The sequence below is a fragment of the Variovorax paradoxus genome (assembly GCF_022009635.1).
Classification (GTDB): domain Bacteria; phylum Pseudomonadota; class Gammaproteobacteria; order Burkholderiales; family Burkholderiaceae_C; genus Variovorax.
Genome location: NZ_CP091716.1, coordinates 3,977,486 through 3,995,104 on the forward strand (window position 1 = coordinate 3,977,486; position 17,619 = coordinate 3,995,104).

Consider the following 17,619-nt stretch of genomic DNA (forward strand, 5'->3'; position numbering starts at 1 on the left):
TCACGCGTCCTGTTGCATGGTCATTCAGGAAGTGGAGGGAGTCAGATGATGAAGTGGATGTCGCCCCTGCGGGTCACGATGCAGGAGCTGGATGCCAAGCTCTCGAAGATCGTCGAGCGCGCACGCGAGCAGCCGGTGGCGGTCAACCGCTACGGCTCGCCCTGGGTCTGGATCGTGAGCCACCATGCCTGGGTGCAGGCCGACAACCTGCGCGCGCTGGTGCCGCGTGGCCACCCGCTGGTGCCGTTGCGCGACCAGGTGGAAGACGCCTTGCGCTACGAGCGCGACCTGCTGGCCGACCTGGAGCGCCAGCACGGCATCACGGTCGGCGCGGCCACGCTGTTCAAGTGCCTGATGCTGCAGATCATCTATTCGCTGGAAGACGGCGAGAAGGTGCACGAGAGCCTCACCTACAACATGCTGTTCCGCTGGTTCGCGGGCTTCGAGAAGTTCGCCGACGAGCTGCCGGCACGGGCCCAGTTCACGCACGAGCTGAACGCGGTGGGGGCCGATGCGCGCGCGGTACGCATCATCACGCGCTGCCTGTCGCACTCGTTCCTGCCGGAGTCGGGCGACGGCGATTTCAGAGTCAATCGCGGCTTGTTGCATGCGCTCTCGGCCTGGGCGTCCGCCGCGCCCGGCACGGTGGGGCCGGATGCAAGGCCGCATGCCGTGGCGCGCTAGATGCGCCGCCGCGCGCGGTCCGCGAGGCTAGCGCGCGGGCCGGGCGATGCCCGGCGTCGCGGGCTGCGGCAGCACCGGCGCGGCGATGCGTTCGGTGATGCCGGCCTTGTCGATCATCACCCCATCGGCCTCGATGGACTTCAGGGTGACCGAGCGCGTCAGCGTTTCGCCGACGCGGTAGGGCCGCGCCGCGGCATCGTTGACGGCCAGCACGGCCACGCCCTGGCCGGTGCCCTTGATCAGCCCCTTGACCGCGACATTCGCGCGCAACTCGCCGGGGCCGAACCATGCGGCGAGCGCGTCGCCCGCGGGGTCCGCTTGCGAGCCTTGTGCCGGTGCGGCGGTCGCTTGTTGCGCAGGCCGGGTCAGCAGCTTGCCCCAGGTCACGAGGCCCGCCACGACGAGCAGCAGGCCCGCCGCATGAACGATGTACTTCGCGGATGCGGCGGACGGCTTGAGCTGAAAGATCACGGCAACTTCCTCGGCGGGCTTGGGAGTGTCGTGTCTATCACAGGGGCGTTGGCGTTTCGTGTCAGCGCCTTCATGCGTGCATCACATGCGCTGCCTAGCATGGCCGCCATGAACGTGCGCAACCGAGAGAGCGGCTTCTCGCTGATCGAGCTGATGGTCGTGATGGTCATCGTCGGCATCGCGACCGCGGCAATCAGCCTCAGCATCGCGCCCGATCCGGCGCAGGAACTGCGGCGCGATGCGCATGAGCTGGCCCGGCACTTCGCGGTCGCGCAGAACGAGGTGCGTGTCGACGGCCGCGTGATCGCATGGCAGGCCGACAGTGGCGGCTATCGCTTCGCGCGTGGGAGCTGGCAGTCGGTGCCCGGCAGCGCGATACCCGTGGTGTCGACGGCGGGCACGCTCGACACCTTCGCGCGCGACGACGAACTGCGGCCCAGGCAATGGCGCGAAGGGCCGGTCGAAGTGACACCCGCGCAGCCCGTGCTGCTGACCTCCGAACCCATCGGCGCCGAGTGGCAAGTGGCGCTGCGGCGTGGCGATGTCACCGTCATCGTGCGGCGCGATGCAGCCGGCAGCTACGAGGTGCGATGAGCATGCGCACGCCACGCTACCGCATCGCCGGTTTCACGCTGATCGAAGTGCTGATTGCGCTGACCATCGTCAGCGTGGCGCTGGCCGCGATCGTGCGCGCGTCCAGCCTCACGATCTCGAACCTCGGGCTTCTGCAGCAGCAGTCGCTGGCCATGCTGTCGGCCGAGAACCGTGTGGCGGAACTGCGCATCGCGCAAAGCCCGATGGTGCTGGGCACGGCCAGCACGCCGTGTCCGCAGGGCGGCGTGCGGCTGGTCTGCCGGGTCGAGACCGGGGCCGTCGCCGACGGACTGCGAAATGTGACGGTGGACGTGTACCTGGCGGAAGACAGCGGGCAGCGGCTGGCCTCGCTGCAGACGCGCCTGGCGGAGCCTCGCTAGATGCAAGCCACCCGAGAGCAGCAGCGCGGCTTCACGCTGATCGAAGTGATGATCGCCATCGCGCTCATGGCCGTGTTGAGCGTGATGGCTTGGCGCGGCCTCGACAGCGTGACGCGCGCCAACGCCATGCTCGAACAGCGCACCGACAACGTCGCGCGGCTCATGCGCGCGCTCGACCAACTGGAGCGCGACGTGGCCCTGCGCGCCACCACCGAACTGCCGCCGTCCAAGGCCGCCGGGTTGCTGCCCGCCGCGATGACGGCGCGGCGCCAGGCGGACCTTCCGTTTTTCGTGGAAATCGTGCGCGCCGCACCCGCCGCGCCGGGCTATTGGCAGCGCGTGCAATGGTGGCAGCGCGGCGGCGTGCTTTACCGGGCGGCGGGGCCGGCGGCGGCGTCGTTCCCGTTGCCGCCGCCCGACGAGCAGGCGCGCGTGGTGGTGCTGGAGGATGTGTCGGCGTTCCAGTTGCGTGCGTGGGAGCCGGGGCAGGGCTGGCGCAACCTGCCGGCCGTGGCACCGGCGCGCGCCAACGCGACCGGACTCGAGCTGGCGCTGGGCATGCGGGCCGAAGGGGAGAGCGGGGCGCAGAGCTTCCGGCGGGTTTTCTCGCTCGACTGATTGCAGTGCCGATGAGGCATGGGCGAACCCGGCCGCGCCTCGCTATAGTCAAGGGTCATGCAAAAACGAATCGGCGTGATCTTCGTCTCCCGGCGAAATTCACTGCGCAGCATCCTGGCAGAAGCATGCCTCTCGCACCTGGACCCCAAGCGGTTCTCGGTCTCTTCCTGCGGCCAGCCGGGGCACGTCGGGCGCGAGTTCCATCCCGCGGCCATCGGCGCGCTTCACAGTGCCAGCATTCCCGTTCCCGACAGGCAGCCGCGCAGCTGGGACGAGGTGGTGCGTGCCCACCCCTCCGGCGCGGATTTCGTCATCACGCTGGACGCCGCCACCGAGTCGTTGCAACCGCCCTGGCCCGGCCAGCCCGATGCGGCGCTGTGGGCTTACCCGGACGTTGCCGCCGAAACCGACCCCGAGCAGGTCGCGCATGCCGCGGTGCAGATGCTGTTCTCGCTGCGCCGCCGGCTCGAACTGCTGGTGAGCCTGCCGATGCAGGGCGCCGACCGTGCGGCAGTGCGCTCCGACGTGCGCGACCTGGGCTACATGCGCTAGCGGCTGCGGCCACTGAAACCCGCGCCCGCTACGCCTCTTGCCTGCGCGATCCGACGCAAGCTCAACGGGGCGAAATCGGCTGGCGCATCCATTGCCTTTCGGCCTGGCCGATGGGCGATTCGAGCGCCCGCTCGGGCACTTCCCAGACGATGACGCGCGGCGGGTTGTCCGCAAAGGCCGGGCCCGCGAAGTAGCGCCGGGCGGCGCCGGAAAAATCTCCGCCATTCATCGCGAAATCGGCGACCAGCGACTGGCTGGCGAGCTGGAGAAACGGCAGGAAGTTCGCACGGTGCGAGAACGAACTGCCGATCAGCACGACGGACGGCAAGGCGGTGTTGCCGAACAGGTCGGTGCTTTCGTTGCGGGTCTCGACGGTCGATTGCCAGTCGGTGTCGGGCGCTGGCTTCAGCGACGGCGGCAGGCTGTCGATGCCGGCCAGATGCACGAGGTCGCCCCGTTCTGTGACCGGCTTGCGCGACGCGACCACGGAAGGCACCGGCGTGGCATCGAGCACCTGCATGCGGCGCAGTCGATCGGCAACGGCCTGCGCGGCGAGCTGGCTGCCATGCTCGGTCCAGTGCGTGTCGGTTTTCAGGAAAGGCGTGGGCGATGTGCCCGCGAGCGTTCGAGAGAGGTCGAGCACGGGCACTTTTGCGGCGTCCAGCATCGCGGTCCATTCGCGCACGCGGGCTTCGAGCTCGGGCGCGCGCCGCAGCCGGCCGAGGTGGGCGGTTTCGATACGAGTCTTGTCCGGCACGACCGCGACCAGCAGCGCGATGCGCCGGGCGGCGAGCGCGCGGGAGATCTGCGCGACGGCGGCGGCGCGGTCACGCGCATTCGCCGCGCGGCCGGGGTGAACGCGCAGCTCATCATCGAGGAAAAGCCAGCCGTCGTCGCCCCGATGCACCTCCGCGCCCAGGTCACCCAGCAGCAGCCAGCTTGCCTCGCGCTGGCGGCGCGCGAGCGTTTCGGTCAGCGGCGTCGTGACCAGCGCCTTCGTCAGCGCACGCCTCGCGGTAGCGTCGTCGAGCAGCGATGCGTCGGCACCGGCCAGTGCGCCGGGCATGTTCGGCAAGGTTGCGATGAACGCCGCCCCCAGCGATGCGAGCAGCACGCCCGCCGTGGTCCAGCGGAGCAGTCCACGCAATCTTCGGCTGGAGCGCGCTGTCGCCATGGTCGTCAGAACTGGAAGTAGAGGAAAGGCACCGTGCCGCGGCTGGACACCAGCGCGAGCGACAACAGAAAACCGGCGATCGGCGCCAAGGTCGCCAGCACCGCCCCGGCATTGCCCGCATGCCGCCTGGCGCTGACCACGGCCGGCGCGAGCACCCAAGCGATGCCCAGCAGATACGCCAGCACCACGGGCAGCCGCAGCATGTTGGACAGCGCCGCCCCCAGCGCCACGCCATGCGCGCCGAACTGGCCGGCCAGCATGTCGCAGGCGACCGCGAAGTCGGGCGAGCGGAACAGCGTCCAGCCCAGCATCACGAACAGCATGGTCGCGATATGCGCAAGCGGCGCCGGCAAGCCCAGCCCGCGCGCACGGCACAGGTGGACCACGCTCAGGCCCATGCCCTGCGCCAGCCCCCAGTACAGGAAGTTCCAGCTGTCCGCGCCATGCCAGAGCCCGCCGATGGCCATCGTCAGCATCAGGTTCAGCACGGTGCGCCGGGTGCCCTTGCGGCTGCCGCCGAGCGGCACGTAGAGGTAGTCGCGCAGCCAGGACGACAGCGAGATATGCCAGCGCCGCCAGAACTGCGCGAGGTTGCGCGCGAGGTACGGCCGGTCGAAGTTCTCGGGAAAGCGAAAGCCCAGCATCGCGCCGATGCCGATGGCCATCGCGCTATAGCCCGCGAAGTCGAAGAACAGCTGCAGCGTGTAGGCCAGGCAGCCCAGCCATGCGTCGGCCAGGCTCGGGTGCGTGGACGAAAAAACCTGCTCCACCACGGGCGAGAGCGTGTCCGCCACCAGCACCTTCATCGTCATGCCGATCATGAAGCGGCGCGCGCCCGTGGCGAATGCCGAGGCATGCACGGCGCGGTGTGCGAGGCGCTGGCGAACCCAGTCGTAGCGGATGATCGGCCCCGCGACGAGGTGGCCGAACATCGCCAGATAGGTCGCGAAGTCGATGGGCCGGCGTTCCGCCGGGAACTTGCCGCGATGCACGTCGACGAGATAGGAGATCGCCTGCAGCACGGTGAACGACAGCCCGATGGGCAGCGCGATGCGTTGCCACGCCACCGGCATTGCGCCGGCATGCAGCAGGGCCGCGTTGAAGGTCTCGACCACGATGTTGGCGTACTTGAACCATACGAGCACGCCCAGGTTCAGCACGATGAACGCCACCAGCATGCCGCGCCTGTTCGGCCCTGCGCGCTCGACCAGCAGCCCGCCCGCCCAAGCGAGTGCGGTGAGCGCAATGAACAGCAGCAGGAACAGCGGGCTCCACCAACCGTAGAACAGCCAGCTCGCCAGCAGCAGCACGACGTTCTTCGCGCGCGCCGGCGTCAGCGCATACAGCAGCAGAAAGGCCGGCAGGAAGACAGCGAGGAATTCGAGCGATGCGAAAACCACGGCCGGGTCAGCGCGCGATGCGGTCCTGCAGGCCCATCAGCCGGCTGCCCTTGCCGGCGGGAACGAGGAACACGCTGTAGCGCTGGCCCGCCTGCAGCGAGCCCAGGTCGACCGTGCCTTCGACGGGCTGGCCGTTGCAGGTGGCATGCACCGCCAGCTTCACCGGGTTGACGGCGCGGCGCGCGCTGGCAAGCGCTGCCTGCTTCTCGAAGATCGCCGCGTTGCCGCTGGCAGCCGAGAGGCCCGCGGCGGTGCAGCGCGCATCGGCGTTGTAGAACGCGAGCGAGGCGCGCAGCGGGTCGAAGGTGGGGGGCGGCTCGATGAAGCTGGTGCCGGCAATCTCGCCGTTCGCGCCTTGCCATGCCACCGCCGACGCCGAGCCGCCCGATGGCACGCGCAGCGTGATCGCCATCTGCTGCTGGCCGCTCTTCCAGTGTCCCGTGACCGGGGCGTCGGAGCGCGCCGGCTGGTAGTCGGTGATGGGTGCCGAAGGCTGCACCACCACGCTCGCCTTGGCCGGGCCGCCGCTTTGCACCGTGAGCGCATTCGATCCGGCATTGACGAAGCGCACCAGCGCCAGGTCTTGCGAGGGGCCCGTGTCGTACAGCTGCGGCGCGGCGCCGGCCACGGCGGGAAGCAGCACGCCGAGCAGCGCACGGCGCCGCACCACGAGAGCGGCGCGCCTCATGGCCGCGCGGCACCGGTGGCGGGTGCGAGGGGCAGCCGGGCGACGGCCTTGGCGATGGCACCTCCCCAGGCGCGATAGCCGCTCGCGTTGAAATGCTGGCCGTCGATGGTCGACCACTGGCCGCGCGCGGACATCTCCAGCGAATCGATGAAAGTGCAGGGCGCCACGTTGGTCGCGAGGAAGCGGCTCACCGTCTCGGCGCGCGCGTAGGTCTTGCCGTACTGGCCGCCTTCCTGCCCCCATGCGGGGCCGACCCATGCGCATCGGGTGCCGGTCGCCGAAATGGCGCCGGTGAGCGCGGTCACCTGCTGCCACACCCAGTTCATCGGGAAATCGTCCTGGCGGTAGGCGGCCATGGTGTCGCCGAGCACGATCAGCACCAGGTCCGGGTGCTCGGCCTTGATGAGCTGCGCCACCGCCGTGGTCCTGGCGCGGGTGCCGGGGCTCACCACCGCCGGCTTGTTGCCGATGCGCTCCGCGCTGCCGCAGGAACCGGGCTTGGACACCGTCCAGTCGTAAGGCTGCACGCCGCACACGCCGATCGAATGCACCTTCGCGCCCTGGCGCTGGAGATCGTCATGCAGCGACGACATCAGATAGCTCGGCTGCGACAGATGACTGTCCCCGATGATGAGGATGGAAAGACCGGCAATTGCCGCTGCGAGTGCCACCAATATCCCTTTCGTTTGCAAGGCCGGAAAATGTACCAGCCTCAGTGCCCCATCGCTTCGGCGATCGCGTCTATCGCCACCCGCAACCTCGGCAGCATCACCGGCGCTGTGAGCCACAGCGCATGGATCGGCAGGTGCCCGGCGATGCGCCCGGCCATCGGCGCGCGCAGGCGGCCCTCGGCCAAGTCCCGGGCCACCAGCCAGCGGGGCAGGAGGCCGATGCCGCGCCCGCCGCGCACGGCCGCCAGCGTGAGCATGCTGCTGTCGGTGCTCAGGCGCGAAGGCGGCGACCAGCTCTCGATGCGCCCGGCGTCGTCCACCAGCTGCCAGGGCACCGGCTGCCCGCGATGCGTGGTCGTGATCAGCGCATGCCGTGAAAGATCGTCCTTCGACAGCGGCTCGCCATGCCGTTCCAGGTAGGCGGCCGACGCACACAGCACCACCTCCTGCGTGCCGAGCCGCCGCGCCGTCAGCCCCGACACATCGGGCAGTTCGCCGATGCGCACCGCCAGGTCGATGCCGCGCGCCAGCAGGTCGATGCGCTCGACGTCCAACGAAATGTCGAAGCCCAGCGCGGGATACCGGTCGCCCAGCGCATGCAGCACCGGCGCGATCACCTCGGTGCCGAACAGCGGCGGCAGGCTCACGCGCAGCACGCCGCTGGGCGTGGACGCGGCCTGCGCGAGCGAAGCCTCCACCTGGTCGATGTCGCCGGTGGCGCGGCGGCAGGCTTCTTCATAGGTCCGGCCCTCGGGCGTGAGCGACAGGCGCCGCGTGGTGCGCTCGAACAGCCGAACCTTCAGCCGGGCCTCCAGCCGGGCAATGGTCTTGGCGATGGCCGAAGGCGAGAGCGCCAGCCCGTCGGCTGCCCTGGCGAAGCTGCCCGCGTGGCAGACGGCCAGGAAAACGCGGATGGGGCCGTGCGGCTCGAGGTTGGACATGGGGGAGGGTCGGGAGCGGGAGCGATTGCGGAACCCGGCGCGCGGGTGTCGCGAAATCTTATCGTTTTACCTGCGCGGGGCGCGTTCCTAGCATCGGATGCCTGTATTCAACACAACCGACAAGGCGCCTCGTGAGCACACTCGCAGAAAAAACCTACGCCATCATCGGCGGCACCTCGGGCATGGGCTTCGCGCTCGCCCGGCAACTGGTCGCGCGCGGCGACCGCGTTCTCATCGGCGGGCGCTCGCGCGAGAAGGCCGACGCCGCCGCGCAGCGCCTCGGCCCGCTGGCCATCGCGCGCACCGTGGATGCCCGGGAGCGCGACTCGATCGCCGCGTTCTTCGAGGGCAGCGGGCCGCTCGCGGGCCTGTTCACGCCGGGCTCGGTCAACCACTCGGTGTCGTTCCGCGAAGACTCGCAGGAGGCGGCCGAGGCGGTGTTCAAGGCCAAGTTCTGGGGCCAGTACTGGGCGGTTCATGCCGCGCTGCCGCACCTCGCGCCCGATGCATCGGTGGTGCTGATGTCGGGCGCGGCGTCGGTGCGGCCGATCGGCGCGCCGGCCTATGCGGCATGCAACGCGGCGGTCGAGGGGCTGGCGCGCGCGCTTGCGCTGGAACTGGCGCCGATCCGCGTGAACTGCGTCTCGCCCGGCACCATCGACAGCGAACTCTGGCGCAACCGCCCGGCCGAAGTGCGCAAGGCCGTGGGCGAGACCTGGGAAAAGCTCACGCTCAACCGCCGCTTCGGCACGGTCGACGAAGCGGCCGGCGCGGCACTGTTCCTGCTCGACAACGGCAACATGAACGGCTCGGCGATCTACGTCGACGGCGGCTACACGCTGCGTTGAGCACGCGGGTCCGTCATCCATGAAAAACACATAAGAAAACTCGAAATCCGGCGTTCCCCAGAGGGCATTGCACGGGCTCAATGTCGGGTTTTCCCGCTGCCGGCTTCGAACCTTGTCAGACCTTTCTTCCGGACTTCCCGCGCCACGGCGCCTGGGCTTCTTCAGCCGCCTGCTCGACGACACGACGGCCGCCGAACGCTACCGGCTCGTTGCGGAGCAGATCGCGCATGCCGAAGCCCTGGGCTTCGACTCCGCATGGGTGGCGCAGCACCACTTCCATGAACACGAGGGCGGCCTGCCGTCGCCTTTTGTCTTCCTCGCTTATGTGGCCTCGCGCACGAAGCGGATTCGCCTGGGCACCGGCATCGTCACGCTGCCGCTCGAAAACGCGGTGCGCGTGGCGGAAGACGCCGCCGTGCTCGACCTGCTTTCGGGCGGCCGGCTCGAAGTGGGGGTCGGCACCGGTGGCACGCCAGAGGCGTTCGCGGCCTTCGGGCTCGACAGCCACGAGCGCTCGGCCATCTTCGCGCGGCAGCTCGATGCGGTGCGCGCGGCATGGGCCGGCCGGCCACTGGCGGGCGGCGACACGCTGTACCCCTCGGGTGCGCAGTTGACGGAGCGCATCTGGCAGGCCACCTTCTCCGTGAGTGGAGGCACCCGCGCGGGACAGGCCGGCGACGGCCTGATGCTGTCGCGCACACAGCCGCGCCCCGGCCATGCGCCCGATGCGCCGCTTTCCGAACTGCAGAACCCCATCGTCGATGCCTACCTGGCGGCGCTGCCGGCCGGCGTGGCGCCACGCATCGTCGGCTCGCGCAGCGTGTTCGTGGCCGAGACCCGGCAGGAGGCGCTGCGGCTGGCCGACATCGGCCTGCGCCGCTCGGCCGCGCGTTTTGCCGCCTCGGGCCAGGCCGGGCTGGCGGACCGCGCGGGACCGCGGGCGTCGCTCGAGGAACTGATCGCCGCCTACGACGTGCATGTGGGCTCGCCCGACGACGTGATCGCCTCGCTGCGCGCCGACAGCACGCTCGACCGCGTGACCGACCTGGTCTGCCAGGTGCATTCGGTCGATCCGCCGCACGCGGCCATCCTGCGCTCCATCGAGCTGATCGCGACCGAGGTCGCGCCGGCGCTGGGCATCCACTCTTCATCCACGCTTCGCGAGACCGCATGAACGCCGTTGCTTCTCCTCCTTCGTCTTCCGACTCCGCCACACCCGATGTGATCGACGCCCTCGTCGGCATTGCATCGAGCGACCATCTCGACCACGTCCGCCGGGGCCGCGAGCAGGCCCGCACCCATGCGCAGCAGAGCTACCTCTCGCTGTTCGAGCCGACGCCGCCGGTGGTCGGCAACTTCGACATCGCCGACCGCTTCGCGATCGCCGCCTTCGTGGCCGCGCTGCACGGCCATGCGGGCGTGACGCGCTTCTATGCGGAGCAACTGGCCGGGCAGGGCGCCCGCGCGGGCGTGGCCGATGCGATTGCCGCCGAGGCAAAACGCGGCGCCGCGCAAGGCCCGTACGGCAGCTACCAGGCGGGCCCGCTCAGCGCCGAAGACACGGCCGGCCCCTCGTATGCCGTGAGCGACGCTCACCGCGAACTGCTCGGCGAGCTTCTCTCCGCAGCGCTCGCGCATGCGCACCTGCTGGTGTTCCATCCGCGAGACGCCAGCCCGGCCGCCCTGCAGGCGCTGCTGGACGCCGGCTGGAGCAGCACCGGCATCGTCACGCTGTCGCAACTGGTGGCGTTCCTCGCATTCCAGATCCGTGTCGTCACCGGCCTGCAGGCACTGGCGCAACGTCCCGCAACCTCCATCGACTGAGCCCGGCCATGAGCAACCGCGAATCGACCCTGATCTATCCCGACAACACGCACCCGACCGTCTTCACCCAGGCGCAGCTCGAATGGCTGCCCTGGCTGGAGCCGCTGCCCGAGGCCGAGCTGACCGAGCGCCACTTCGCCGGACTGGTGGACGCGGCGCGCGCCAAGTCGCCGTACTTCCGGCTGCTGGCGCGCGACCCGGACATCCTGGGCGCCCGCACGCGCACCGACAAGGACATCTTCTACAACCCCGAAGCCGGCCTGCCGCGCGCCGAGCGCGAGCTGTCGGCGGCCGCGGCTTCGCGCTACAACGGCTGCATCTATTGCGCGTCGGTGCATGCGCGCTTCGCCTCGCATTTCTCGCACCGCACCGAAGACGTGCAGCGGCTGCTCGACGAAGGCACCGGCGCCGAACTGGGCGAGCGCTGGAACACCATCGTCGCGGCCTCGGTGGCGCTGTCGTCCACGCCCTCGGCCTTCGGCGTCGAGCACATCGACCAGTTGCGCGCGCAAGGACTGGACGACCTGGCGATTGCCGACGTGATCCATGGCGCGGCCTTCTTCAACTGGGCCAATCGGCTGATGCTTTCGCTGGGTGAGCCGCAGGCCTGATTGCGGGCGCGACAAGAACTTTCGGACTCACCCGTTCTGGGGATGTTCGAGCCAAATCGGCCACAGAACAATCCTCCGGCGCAAACTTTCAAGAAAACCAACTACGCGCAGCACCTCGTTCCTCGAATGGGAAACACATGCCTCGTACCGTTGTCATCGGCTGCGGAATTTCGGCCGCTGCTTACTTGTTGTCCGCCAACCGCAACCTGGGCACCGTGATCGGCACGGGCGGTCCGGACCTCTGGCAACAGATCGCTCCTACCCACAGGATGGGTCAGCCCACTCCGCTTCTGACAGGCAACCTGCTCAACGCGCCGCGAGGGTTCAGCACAAGGCCGCAACCGGGCACGACGCCCTTCATGCAGGCAGGCGATTTTGCGAATCTGGTGGAGTACCACTTCAGAAGCAACACGCACTTCCAGTTTCCGGGCTCACTGGTCGACAGCATCAAGCGTTTGCCGAACGGGCAGTACGAGGTTCGTGGGCGGGTATGGGGCGCAAGCCTGACCATTGTTTGCGACAACGTGATCATTGCCGTCGGGCCTGGGCCTGCACGCCCGCTGATGGTTGGCGAAAACGGTGACATCGGCGTGGATGTGCGAGGGCTCGACGGATACGTTGTAGGTGGCACCGAGTTCATGTCACCCAACTGGCAGATGCCGCGCGGGGAAGCCATGCGCAACAGGACCGTTGCGGTCTATGGCGGTTCCGCCACCGCGGCATGGGTGGTCGAGCTGGCACAGATGCGAGGGATGAATGTGGTGCGCTGGTTCACTCGCCCGGGTACCGGCACCGATGCCTGGAACGTCGATATCCGCTTCGAAGCCGCGTTTCCCGCGGGTTCGAGAAACACCGAAGTCAGGCAGAGCACCCGAGAACAGCGCGCCGTGTTGAAGTTGACGGCAATCAAGATCATCCGGCCGCACGAGGGCTCGCCATTTCTGGGCCTCACGTTCCTTGACGAGGCCGGTCATGTGGTCAGGCTTGCGGTGGACTTGCTTGTGTACGCGCTCGGTGCCGCACACACCAGGGACACAGGCATCCGTGCGATGCTGGACCGAGATACGCAGGCGCAGCTGGTGGCCTACTATGACCGCAACCTCGCGATCAGCGCCCGGCCTTCGCTGCTGGCCGTGGGCACGGGCGACGGGTCTCTGATGATCGTGGGTTCGGCCATGTGCAGCGTGGCCGGTTTTGGCAACGACATGACGCTCCAGGGCGACCCGACCCGAACACTCGCCACGCTGGGCCGCTACACCGACATCAGCAATTCCCTGCCGCCCGCGGCCCGGCCGCCCGAAGGCATCGGCATGATCATGGCCGGCATCGAAGCCTTGAACGAGTTCATGCCTGTCAGAGCCACCGGACGCCTCATCGCGGTCTACAGAAAGCCGCACGGCCAGGGTCTTGGCTTTCATGACGTCGCGTTTGCATGGAACATCAACTACAACACCAGCAATCGAACCCAACTGGCGGCGTTTCTTGCAAGCACCACAGACTTGCCGGCCTTCGCGGCCAATGTCGCCGTGGCGCTGATTGTCAAGCTGCGCACCCGTGCCGGAAACGTGCTGGGCCTCAGCGACGGACAGGTACAACTGATCGTCTGGACAGCACTGTGCTATGCCCATGCACTGGCGGCGCTGAACCGCGACCTGGAAGGCACGCGTCTAAGCTCGGACAGGAACCATGGCGCGGACCGGTTCATCGACATGTGCGTGGACTACATGACCACTGAGCACACGCACGTCGCCTACTGGGCGCACTACGGGATCAACTGCTGAAGCGTCAGCCCCTCCGACCCATTGCACACCGGCCGGGCGCACTCACTCCAGCGTAAAGCCGATCTTCAACGTCACCTGCCAGTGCGCGACCTTGCCGTCGACCACGTGGCCGCGCGTCTCGGTCACGGTGAACCACTGGATGTTGCGCACCGTCTCGTGCGCCTTGGCGATGGCGGTCTGCACTGCGTCTTCGACGCCCTTTGGCGACGAGCCTGTCAGTTCGAGTGTTTTGTAGACATGGTTGGACATGGCGTCTTTCTCCTTGGTTGATTGCAGGATGAGTGAGGCTTGCCAAGGTGCATCGTAGTCCTGCGCCCCGGCTCAATGAACGAAGCCGCCTTTCACGAAGCGCACGGGTTCGGCGTCCATGCGCGCGATGAGCGCGCCGAGGCCGTCGGGTGGCAGCGGAATGGGGCCCGGCGTGGCGCGCGGCGCCTGTTCGGTGCGGCACAGCAAATCGTCGTCGCTCCATGCGCCTTTGCCGGGTTCGCCACGCGCGCGCAGCCAGCCGTCGCGGTCGACGATCAATTGCGTGCCCGCCAGTTGCGGCGTGGCGGCGATGAGCGAGAACGCGGCCCAGGCGCTCGCCGATTCGGCGACGCAATCGCCCGCGTGCGAGGCCGCGGTGGCACTGTCTTCCGCGAGAAACACGGTGACCAGGCGCGGATCTTCGAGCAGGGGCTGCCCGCCGGCCGCGACGATCCGCAGCCGCTGGCCGCGCCAGTCGCTCAACATGCGCGGCGGCTTGTCGGCGCATTGCACGGCCACGTCGGGCGGCGCGATGGGTTGGGTCCACAGGCCGGCCGCGCGCAGGCTCTGGCCGGCGCCCTGGGCTTTCATGAAGTCGATGAGCGCCCATGCATCGTCGTCGCTGATCCTGCGGCCGAAGGCGGGCATGGTCGGCGAACCGCGCTGGTCGCGCATGCCGTTCAGCACATGCCACAGCAGGTCGCCATCGGCGCGGCGCCACAGCAGCGGTCCGGCAAGATTGGGTGGCCACACTGGCTGCACGGCCGCCAGCGGGCCCTGGCCCAGGCCGTCGGCGCCGTGGCAGGCCACGCATTGCGCCGCGTAGAGCACGCGCCCGCGTTCGATGCTGTCGGCGGTGAAGCCGGTGGGCGAGCGCTGGAAGCTGGTCGGATAGGCGGGTACCAGCACCACGTTGGCGTCGGGCCACGGGGCCAGCACGACCAGCAGCGTGGCCAGCGCCAGCAGCCAGATGCGCCGGCGCCGCCACAGCAGCGCGAGCACCAGCACCAGCAACGCCGCCGCGAGCACGACCACGGTGAGCCCGAGCCTGCGCGCCTGCCCGAGGTCGATCAGCAGGTTCTCGCCCGACAGACGTTGCGCCCACGGCCATGCGCGCTGGCCGTGTGCCTGCGCCACGAGGCCGAGTGCATCCAGCAGGCGCAGCAGCTGCAGCTGCGTGTTCTGCAGCAGGCCGATCAGCTGGTTGAGCCAGCCGGCCTCGGGGGAGGCGTTCATGTCACCACGTGGCGTCGAGACCCAGGTGCTTGAGCGCCTCGTGCCGCAGCTCGGCCAGGCGCGGATCGCCGCGATGGCGCGGGTAGGGCAGGTCGACCACCAGTTCCGCCGCGATGCGCGCGGGCCGGTCGCTCAGCACGATCACGCGGTTGGCCAGGAACAGCGCCTCTTCCACGTCGTGCGTGACCAGCAGCGCGGAGAAACCGGCGCGCTGCCACAGGTTGACCAGCTCGCTCTGCATCGCGATGCGCGTGAGCGAATCGAGCTTGCCCAGCGGCTCGTCGAGCACCAGCAATTGCGGGTCGTTGACCAGCGCGCGCGCCAGCGCCACGCGCTGCGCCATGCCACCCGAAAGCTGATGCGGAAATGCCTTGGCGAAGTCGGTCAGCCCCACGAGCCTGAGCGCCTCGTCGACGCGGCCGCGCTGCGCCTTCAACACGCCGCGCGCCTGCAGGCCGAGCGCCACGTTGTCCCACACGCTGCGCCAGGGGTAGAGCGTGGGGTCCTGGAACACGACGATGCGCGACGGGTCGGGCCGCGTGATCGGCTCGCCGTCCTGCGTGATGCTGCCGGTGGTGGCGGGCTCCAGCCCGGCCACGAGCCGCAGCAGCGTCGACTTGCCGCAACCGCTGGGCCCCAGCAGCGCGACGAATTCGCCGGGCCGCACCTGCAGGTCGATGCCGTCGAGCACCTGCAGCACGCCGCCGGACACCTCGAACCAGTGGCTCACGCCTTGAATGCCGATGTGCGCGCCACCCGTGCCCGTGGCCTGAGCAGCGGAGGAGGAGGCCAGCGTGCTCACCATTTGACGGTGCCTTTCTGCCACGACAGCACGCGGTCGCGCACCTTGAAGAGCAGCGTGATGAGGCCCGAGCACAGTACCGCCATGACGAACAATGCCGCGTACATGTTCGCGTAGGCCGCCCAGCCCTGTGCCCACTGCAAGTACCAGCCGAGGCCTGCTTTCACGCCCATCATCTCGGCGGTGATCAGCACCGAGAACGATGCGCCCAACCCCATGAAGAGCCCGACGAACACCTGCGGCAACGCGGCGGGAATCGCCACCCTCAGCACCAGGAAGCGCTCCGACGCGCCCAGCGTGCGCGCCACGTCGTAGTAGCTCTTGCCGACCGAGGCCACGCCCGACCAGGTGAGCACCGCCACGGGAAAGAAGGTCGCCAGGCCCACCAGGAACACGGCCGCCGAATAGCTCGAAGGCGCGAAGAAGAAGGCCAGCGGCAGCAGCGCCGAGGCCGGCACCGGCCCCAGGAAGCGCAGCAGCGGATGCACCCAGTACCCCGCGATGCGCGACCAGCCCACCGCCACGCCGGTGCCGAAGCCGACCAGCGCGCCCAGCACGAAGCCGTTGGCCAGCAGGCGCAGCGAATACGCGGTCGACAGGCCCAGCCGCTGCCAGTCTTCATGCACCACGTCGATCAGGCTCTGCGGTGGCGCGAAAAAGGGCGAGGGCAGCAGGCCGAGCTTGGCGGTGAAGGTCTCCCACAGCGCGAGCACCACGGCGAGCGCGACCAGCCATTGCCCGGCGGGCCGCAGCGCCTGCGCCAGGCGGCCCGCGCGCGCGCCGAGCACCGAGACCGCGAGCAGCAGCGCCGCCACGACGAGCGCAGCAACGCCGAATTCGCGGGTGAAGGCCCAGTCGCTGAAGCCCACTTCCTTGTTGGGCCACAGCAGCGTGAGCAGGCCCAGCGCGACCCATGCGGCGGCCGCCAGCAGGCCGGTGGCCCAGAGGCCGCCGGGCCCCGCGGCGGCCCGAGGCGGCGCTGCCTCGGCAGCGGCTGCGGCTACGACAGGAGAAGGCGCCCGCGGCAGGCGCGGCGCCTCGATGAATCGTTCGGCGGTGGTCATGCCAGCACGTCCAGCGACACGTGGTTGGCGAAGCGCGCCACGTCGGTGCTCTTTTTCAGGATGCCCGCATTGCGGAAGTCGGTGGCGAAGGCTTCGACCTCGTTGCGCAGCGCCTTGCCGGCCGGATGGTGCTTGTAGGTCAGCTCGCCCAGCAGCCGCTGCAGGTCTTCGAGCGCGACCTTGGGCGCGTACTTCGAATAGATGCGCGCCGACTCGTTGGGGTTCTCCGACACGTAGTCGGAAGCCTGCGCCAGCGCGCGCACCACGGCGGCGGCGCGCGGCTTGTCGTTGCGCGCCAACTCGCCGCGCGCGCCGACGATGCAGCACAGGCGCTCGGCGTATTCGCCCTTGGCGCTGTTGGCGATCTCGGTGAACACGCCGGGGTTGCGCTTCTCGATGAGGAACACGTTCGGGTCGCCGTCGGCAATCGCCTGGATCTCGCCCTTCTTCACGGCCACGTCGAGCAGGTCGGCCGGGTACACGCGCCAATCGACGTCCTTGTCGACGTCGATGCCTTTCTTGGCGAGGTGGATGGCGTAGAACTGCCTGGCCGGGCTGTTCTGGTCCGACACGCCGATGGTCTTGCCCTTGAGGCTGGCGAGCTCGGCGGTCACGCCCGCGGCCTTGGCGCCCACCAGGCGCAGGCAGCCGCCGTGCACGCTGCCGACCACCTTCACGTCGAAGCCCGCTTCCAGCGGCTTCACCCAGCGGTGGATCAGGCCCACGCCCAGGTCGGCCTTGCCGGTGGCCAGCGCTTCCAGCATCTGGTCGGACGAGCCGGCCCAGTTCAGCAGTTCGACGTCGAGCCCGTTCTTCTCGAAGAAGCCGCGCTCCAGCGCCACCGGCACCGGGGCCAGGCAGAAGCCGGCCTGGCTCCAGGCGAAAGTGAGCTTGCGCGGCTGCGAGCGCGCCACCGAGGCGAGCAGGGCGCCGGAGCCGACGATGGCGGCCGCGGCGCCGGCCTGCAGCACGCTGCGGCGCGAGGACGGCAATTGATCGAGAGGAACAGTCATCGGAGCTTCTCCACCAGA

21 protein-coding genes are annotated in these 17,619 nt (G+C 69.1%); 10 read left to right on the forward strand and 11 right to left on the reverse strand.

Annotated elements, in window-relative coordinates; genetic code table 11:
- The first annotated feature begins 45 nt into the window (after positions 1-45).
- Positions 46-684 (forward strand): transposase, encoded by a 639-nt coding sequence (locus L3V85_RS18485; RefSeq protein WP_237674200.1) that lies wholly within the window; start codon positions 46-48, stop codon positions 682-684.
- 27 nt (positions 685-711) lie between these two features.
- On the opposite strand, the gene L3V85_RS18490 is transcribed toward L3V85_RS18485, so the two are convergent.
- Positions 712-1,155 carry a type II secretion system protein N gene (locus L3V85_RS18490; protein ID WP_237674201.1) on the reverse strand — a complete coding sequence of 148 codons (444 nt, stop codon included), beginning with the start codon at positions 1,153-1,155 and terminating at the stop codon, positions 712-714.
- 108 nt (positions 1,156-1,263) lie between these two features.
- On the opposite strand from L3V85_RS18490, the gene L3V85_RS18495 reads away from it, so the two are divergent.
- The 4 genes from L3V85_RS18495 to L3V85_RS18510 are packed head-to-tail and all read left to right on the forward strand — an operon-like array spanning position 1,264 to position 3,299.
- Complete coding sequence (locus L3V85_RS18495; protein WP_237674202.1) at positions 1,264-1,749, forward strand: prepilin-type N-terminal cleavage/methylation domain-containing protein; 486 nt, start codon at positions 1,264-1,266, stop codon at positions 1,747-1,749.
- Between the two features lie 2 nt (positions 1,750-1,751).
- On the forward strand, positions 1,752-2,129 hold the full coding sequence (gene gspI, locus L3V85_RS18500) for a type II secretion system minor pseudopilin GspI (RefSeq protein WP_237674203.1): 378 nt from the start codon (positions 1,752-1,754) through the stop codon (positions 2,127-2,129).
- Entirely contained in the window at positions 2,130-2,747 is a 618-nt protein-coding gene (locus tag L3V85_RS18505; protein ID WP_237674204.1) for a prepilin-type N-terminal cleavage/methylation domain-containing protein, read from the forward strand.
- A gap of 57 nt (positions 2,748-2,804) precedes the next feature.
- Positions 2,805-3,299, forward strand: a complete 495-nt coding sequence (locus tag L3V85_RS18510) for a protein tyrosine phosphatase (RefSeq protein ID WP_237674205.1) — start codon at positions 2,805-2,807, stop codon at positions 3,297-3,299.
- A gap of 61 nt (positions 3,300-3,360) precedes the next feature.
- Here the strand turns inward: L3V85_RS18510 and L3V85_RS18515 are convergent, their stop codons facing one another.
- From L3V85_RS18515 to L3V85_RS18535, 5 genes are read right to left on the reverse strand one after another with little or no spacing between them, the layout of a single operon-like run.
- Positions 3,361-4,446 carry an alginate O-acetyltransferase AlgX-related protein gene (locus L3V85_RS18515; RefSeq protein WP_237674206.1) on the reverse strand — a complete coding sequence of 362 codons (1,086 nt, stop codon included), beginning with the start codon at positions 4,444-4,446 and terminating at the stop codon, positions 3,361-3,363.
- Positions 4,447-4,478: 32 nt separating this feature from the next.
- Positions 4,479-5,873 carry an MBOAT family O-acyltransferase gene (locus L3V85_RS18520; protein ID WP_237674207.1) on the reverse strand — a complete coding sequence of 465 codons (1,395 nt, stop codon included), beginning with the start codon at positions 5,871-5,873 and terminating at the stop codon, positions 4,479-4,481.
- Between the two features lie 7 nt (positions 5,874-5,880).
- Entirely contained in the window at positions 5,881-6,561 is a 681-nt protein-coding gene (locus L3V85_RS18525) for a cell division protein FtsQ (protein ID WP_237674208.1), read from the reverse strand.
- Positions 6,558-7,232 carry an SGNH/GDSL hydrolase family protein gene (locus tag L3V85_RS18530; RefSeq protein WP_237674209.1) on the reverse strand — a complete coding sequence of 225 codons (675 nt, stop codon included), beginning with the start codon at positions 7,230-7,232 and terminating at the stop codon, positions 6,558-6,560. The genes L3V85_RS18525 and L3V85_RS18530 overlap by 4 nt, the downstream gene beginning before the upstream one ends.
- Positions 7,233-7,273: 41 nt before the next feature.
- Positions 7,274-8,173 carry a LysR family transcriptional regulator gene (locus L3V85_RS18535; RefSeq protein ID WP_237674210.1) on the reverse strand — a complete coding sequence of 300 codons (900 nt, stop codon included), beginning with the start codon at positions 8,171-8,173 and terminating at the stop codon, positions 7,274-7,276.
- A 131-nt stretch (positions 8,174-8,304) separates the two neighbouring features.
- Here L3V85_RS18535 and L3V85_RS18540 point away from each other — a divergent pair, with 131 nt between their 5' ends.
- From L3V85_RS18540 to L3V85_RS18560, 5 genes are all read left to right on the forward strand, one after another.
- Positions 8,305-9,021: an SDR family oxidoreductase gene (locus tag L3V85_RS18540; RefSeq protein ID WP_237674211.1), complete on the forward strand. Its 717-nt coding sequence runs from the start codon at positions 8,305-8,307 to the stop codon at positions 9,019-9,021.
- A 112-nt stretch (positions 9,022-9,133) separates the two neighbouring features.
- Positions 9,134-10,195 carry a putative FMN-dependent luciferase-like monooxygenase gene (locus L3V85_RS18545; RefSeq protein WP_237674212.1) on the forward strand — a complete coding sequence of 354 codons (1,062 nt, stop codon included), beginning with the start codon at positions 9,134-9,136 and terminating at the stop codon, positions 10,193-10,195.
- Positions 10,192-10,845, forward strand: a complete 654-nt coding sequence (locus L3V85_RS18550) for a CMD domain protein (RefSeq protein ID WP_237674213.1) — start codon at positions 10,192-10,194, stop codon at positions 10,843-10,845. The genes L3V85_RS18545 and L3V85_RS18550 overlap by 4 nt, the downstream gene beginning before the upstream one ends.
- Before the next feature lie 8 nt (positions 10,846-10,853).
- Positions 10,854-11,456 (forward strand): alkylhydroperoxidase domain protein, encoded by a 603-nt coding sequence (locus tag L3V85_RS18555; protein WP_237674214.1) that lies wholly within the window; start codon positions 10,854-10,856, stop codon positions 11,454-11,456.
- A gap of 137 nt (positions 11,457-11,593) precedes the next feature.
- A complete protein-coding gene (locus L3V85_RS18560; protein WP_237674215.1) occupies positions 11,594-13,237 on the forward strand; it encodes an NAD(P)/FAD-dependent oxidoreductase in 1,644 nt (547 codons plus the stop codon).
- Positions 13,238-13,279: 42 nt separating this feature from the next.
- On the opposite strand, the gene L3V85_RS18565 is transcribed toward L3V85_RS18560, so the two are convergent.
- The 5 genes from L3V85_RS18565 to L3V85_RS18585 form a co-directional block, all read right to left on the reverse strand.
- A complete protein-coding gene (locus L3V85_RS18565; RefSeq protein ID WP_237674216.1) occupies positions 13,280-13,486 on the reverse strand; it encodes a dodecin in 207 nt (68 codons plus the stop codon).
- A gap of 72 nt (positions 13,487-13,558) precedes the next feature.
- Positions 13,559-14,722 carry a c-type cytochrome gene (locus tag L3V85_RS18570; RefSeq protein ID WP_237674217.1) on the reverse strand — a complete coding sequence of 388 codons (1,164 nt, stop codon included), beginning with the start codon at positions 14,720-14,722 and terminating at the stop codon, positions 13,559-13,561.
- 1 nt (position 14,723) lies between these two features.
- On the reverse strand, positions 14,724-15,527 hold the full coding sequence (locus L3V85_RS18575) for an ABC transporter ATP-binding protein (RefSeq protein WP_237674218.1): 804 nt from the start codon (positions 15,525-15,527) through the stop codon (positions 14,724-14,726).
- Complete coding sequence (locus L3V85_RS18580; protein WP_237674219.1) at positions 15,521-16,588, reverse strand: ABC transporter permease; 1,068 nt, start codon at positions 16,586-16,588, stop codon at positions 15,521-15,523. The genes L3V85_RS18575 and L3V85_RS18580 overlap by 7 nt, the downstream gene beginning before the upstream one ends.
- Positions 16,585-17,601 (reverse strand): ABC transporter substrate-binding protein, encoded by a 1,017-nt coding sequence (locus L3V85_RS18585; protein ID WP_237674220.1) that lies wholly within the window; start codon positions 17,599-17,601, stop codon positions 16,585-16,587. Before L3V85_RS18585 ends, L3V85_RS18580 begins: the two co-directional genes overlap by 4 nt.
- Between the last annotated feature and the right edge of the window lie 18 nt (positions 17,602-17,619).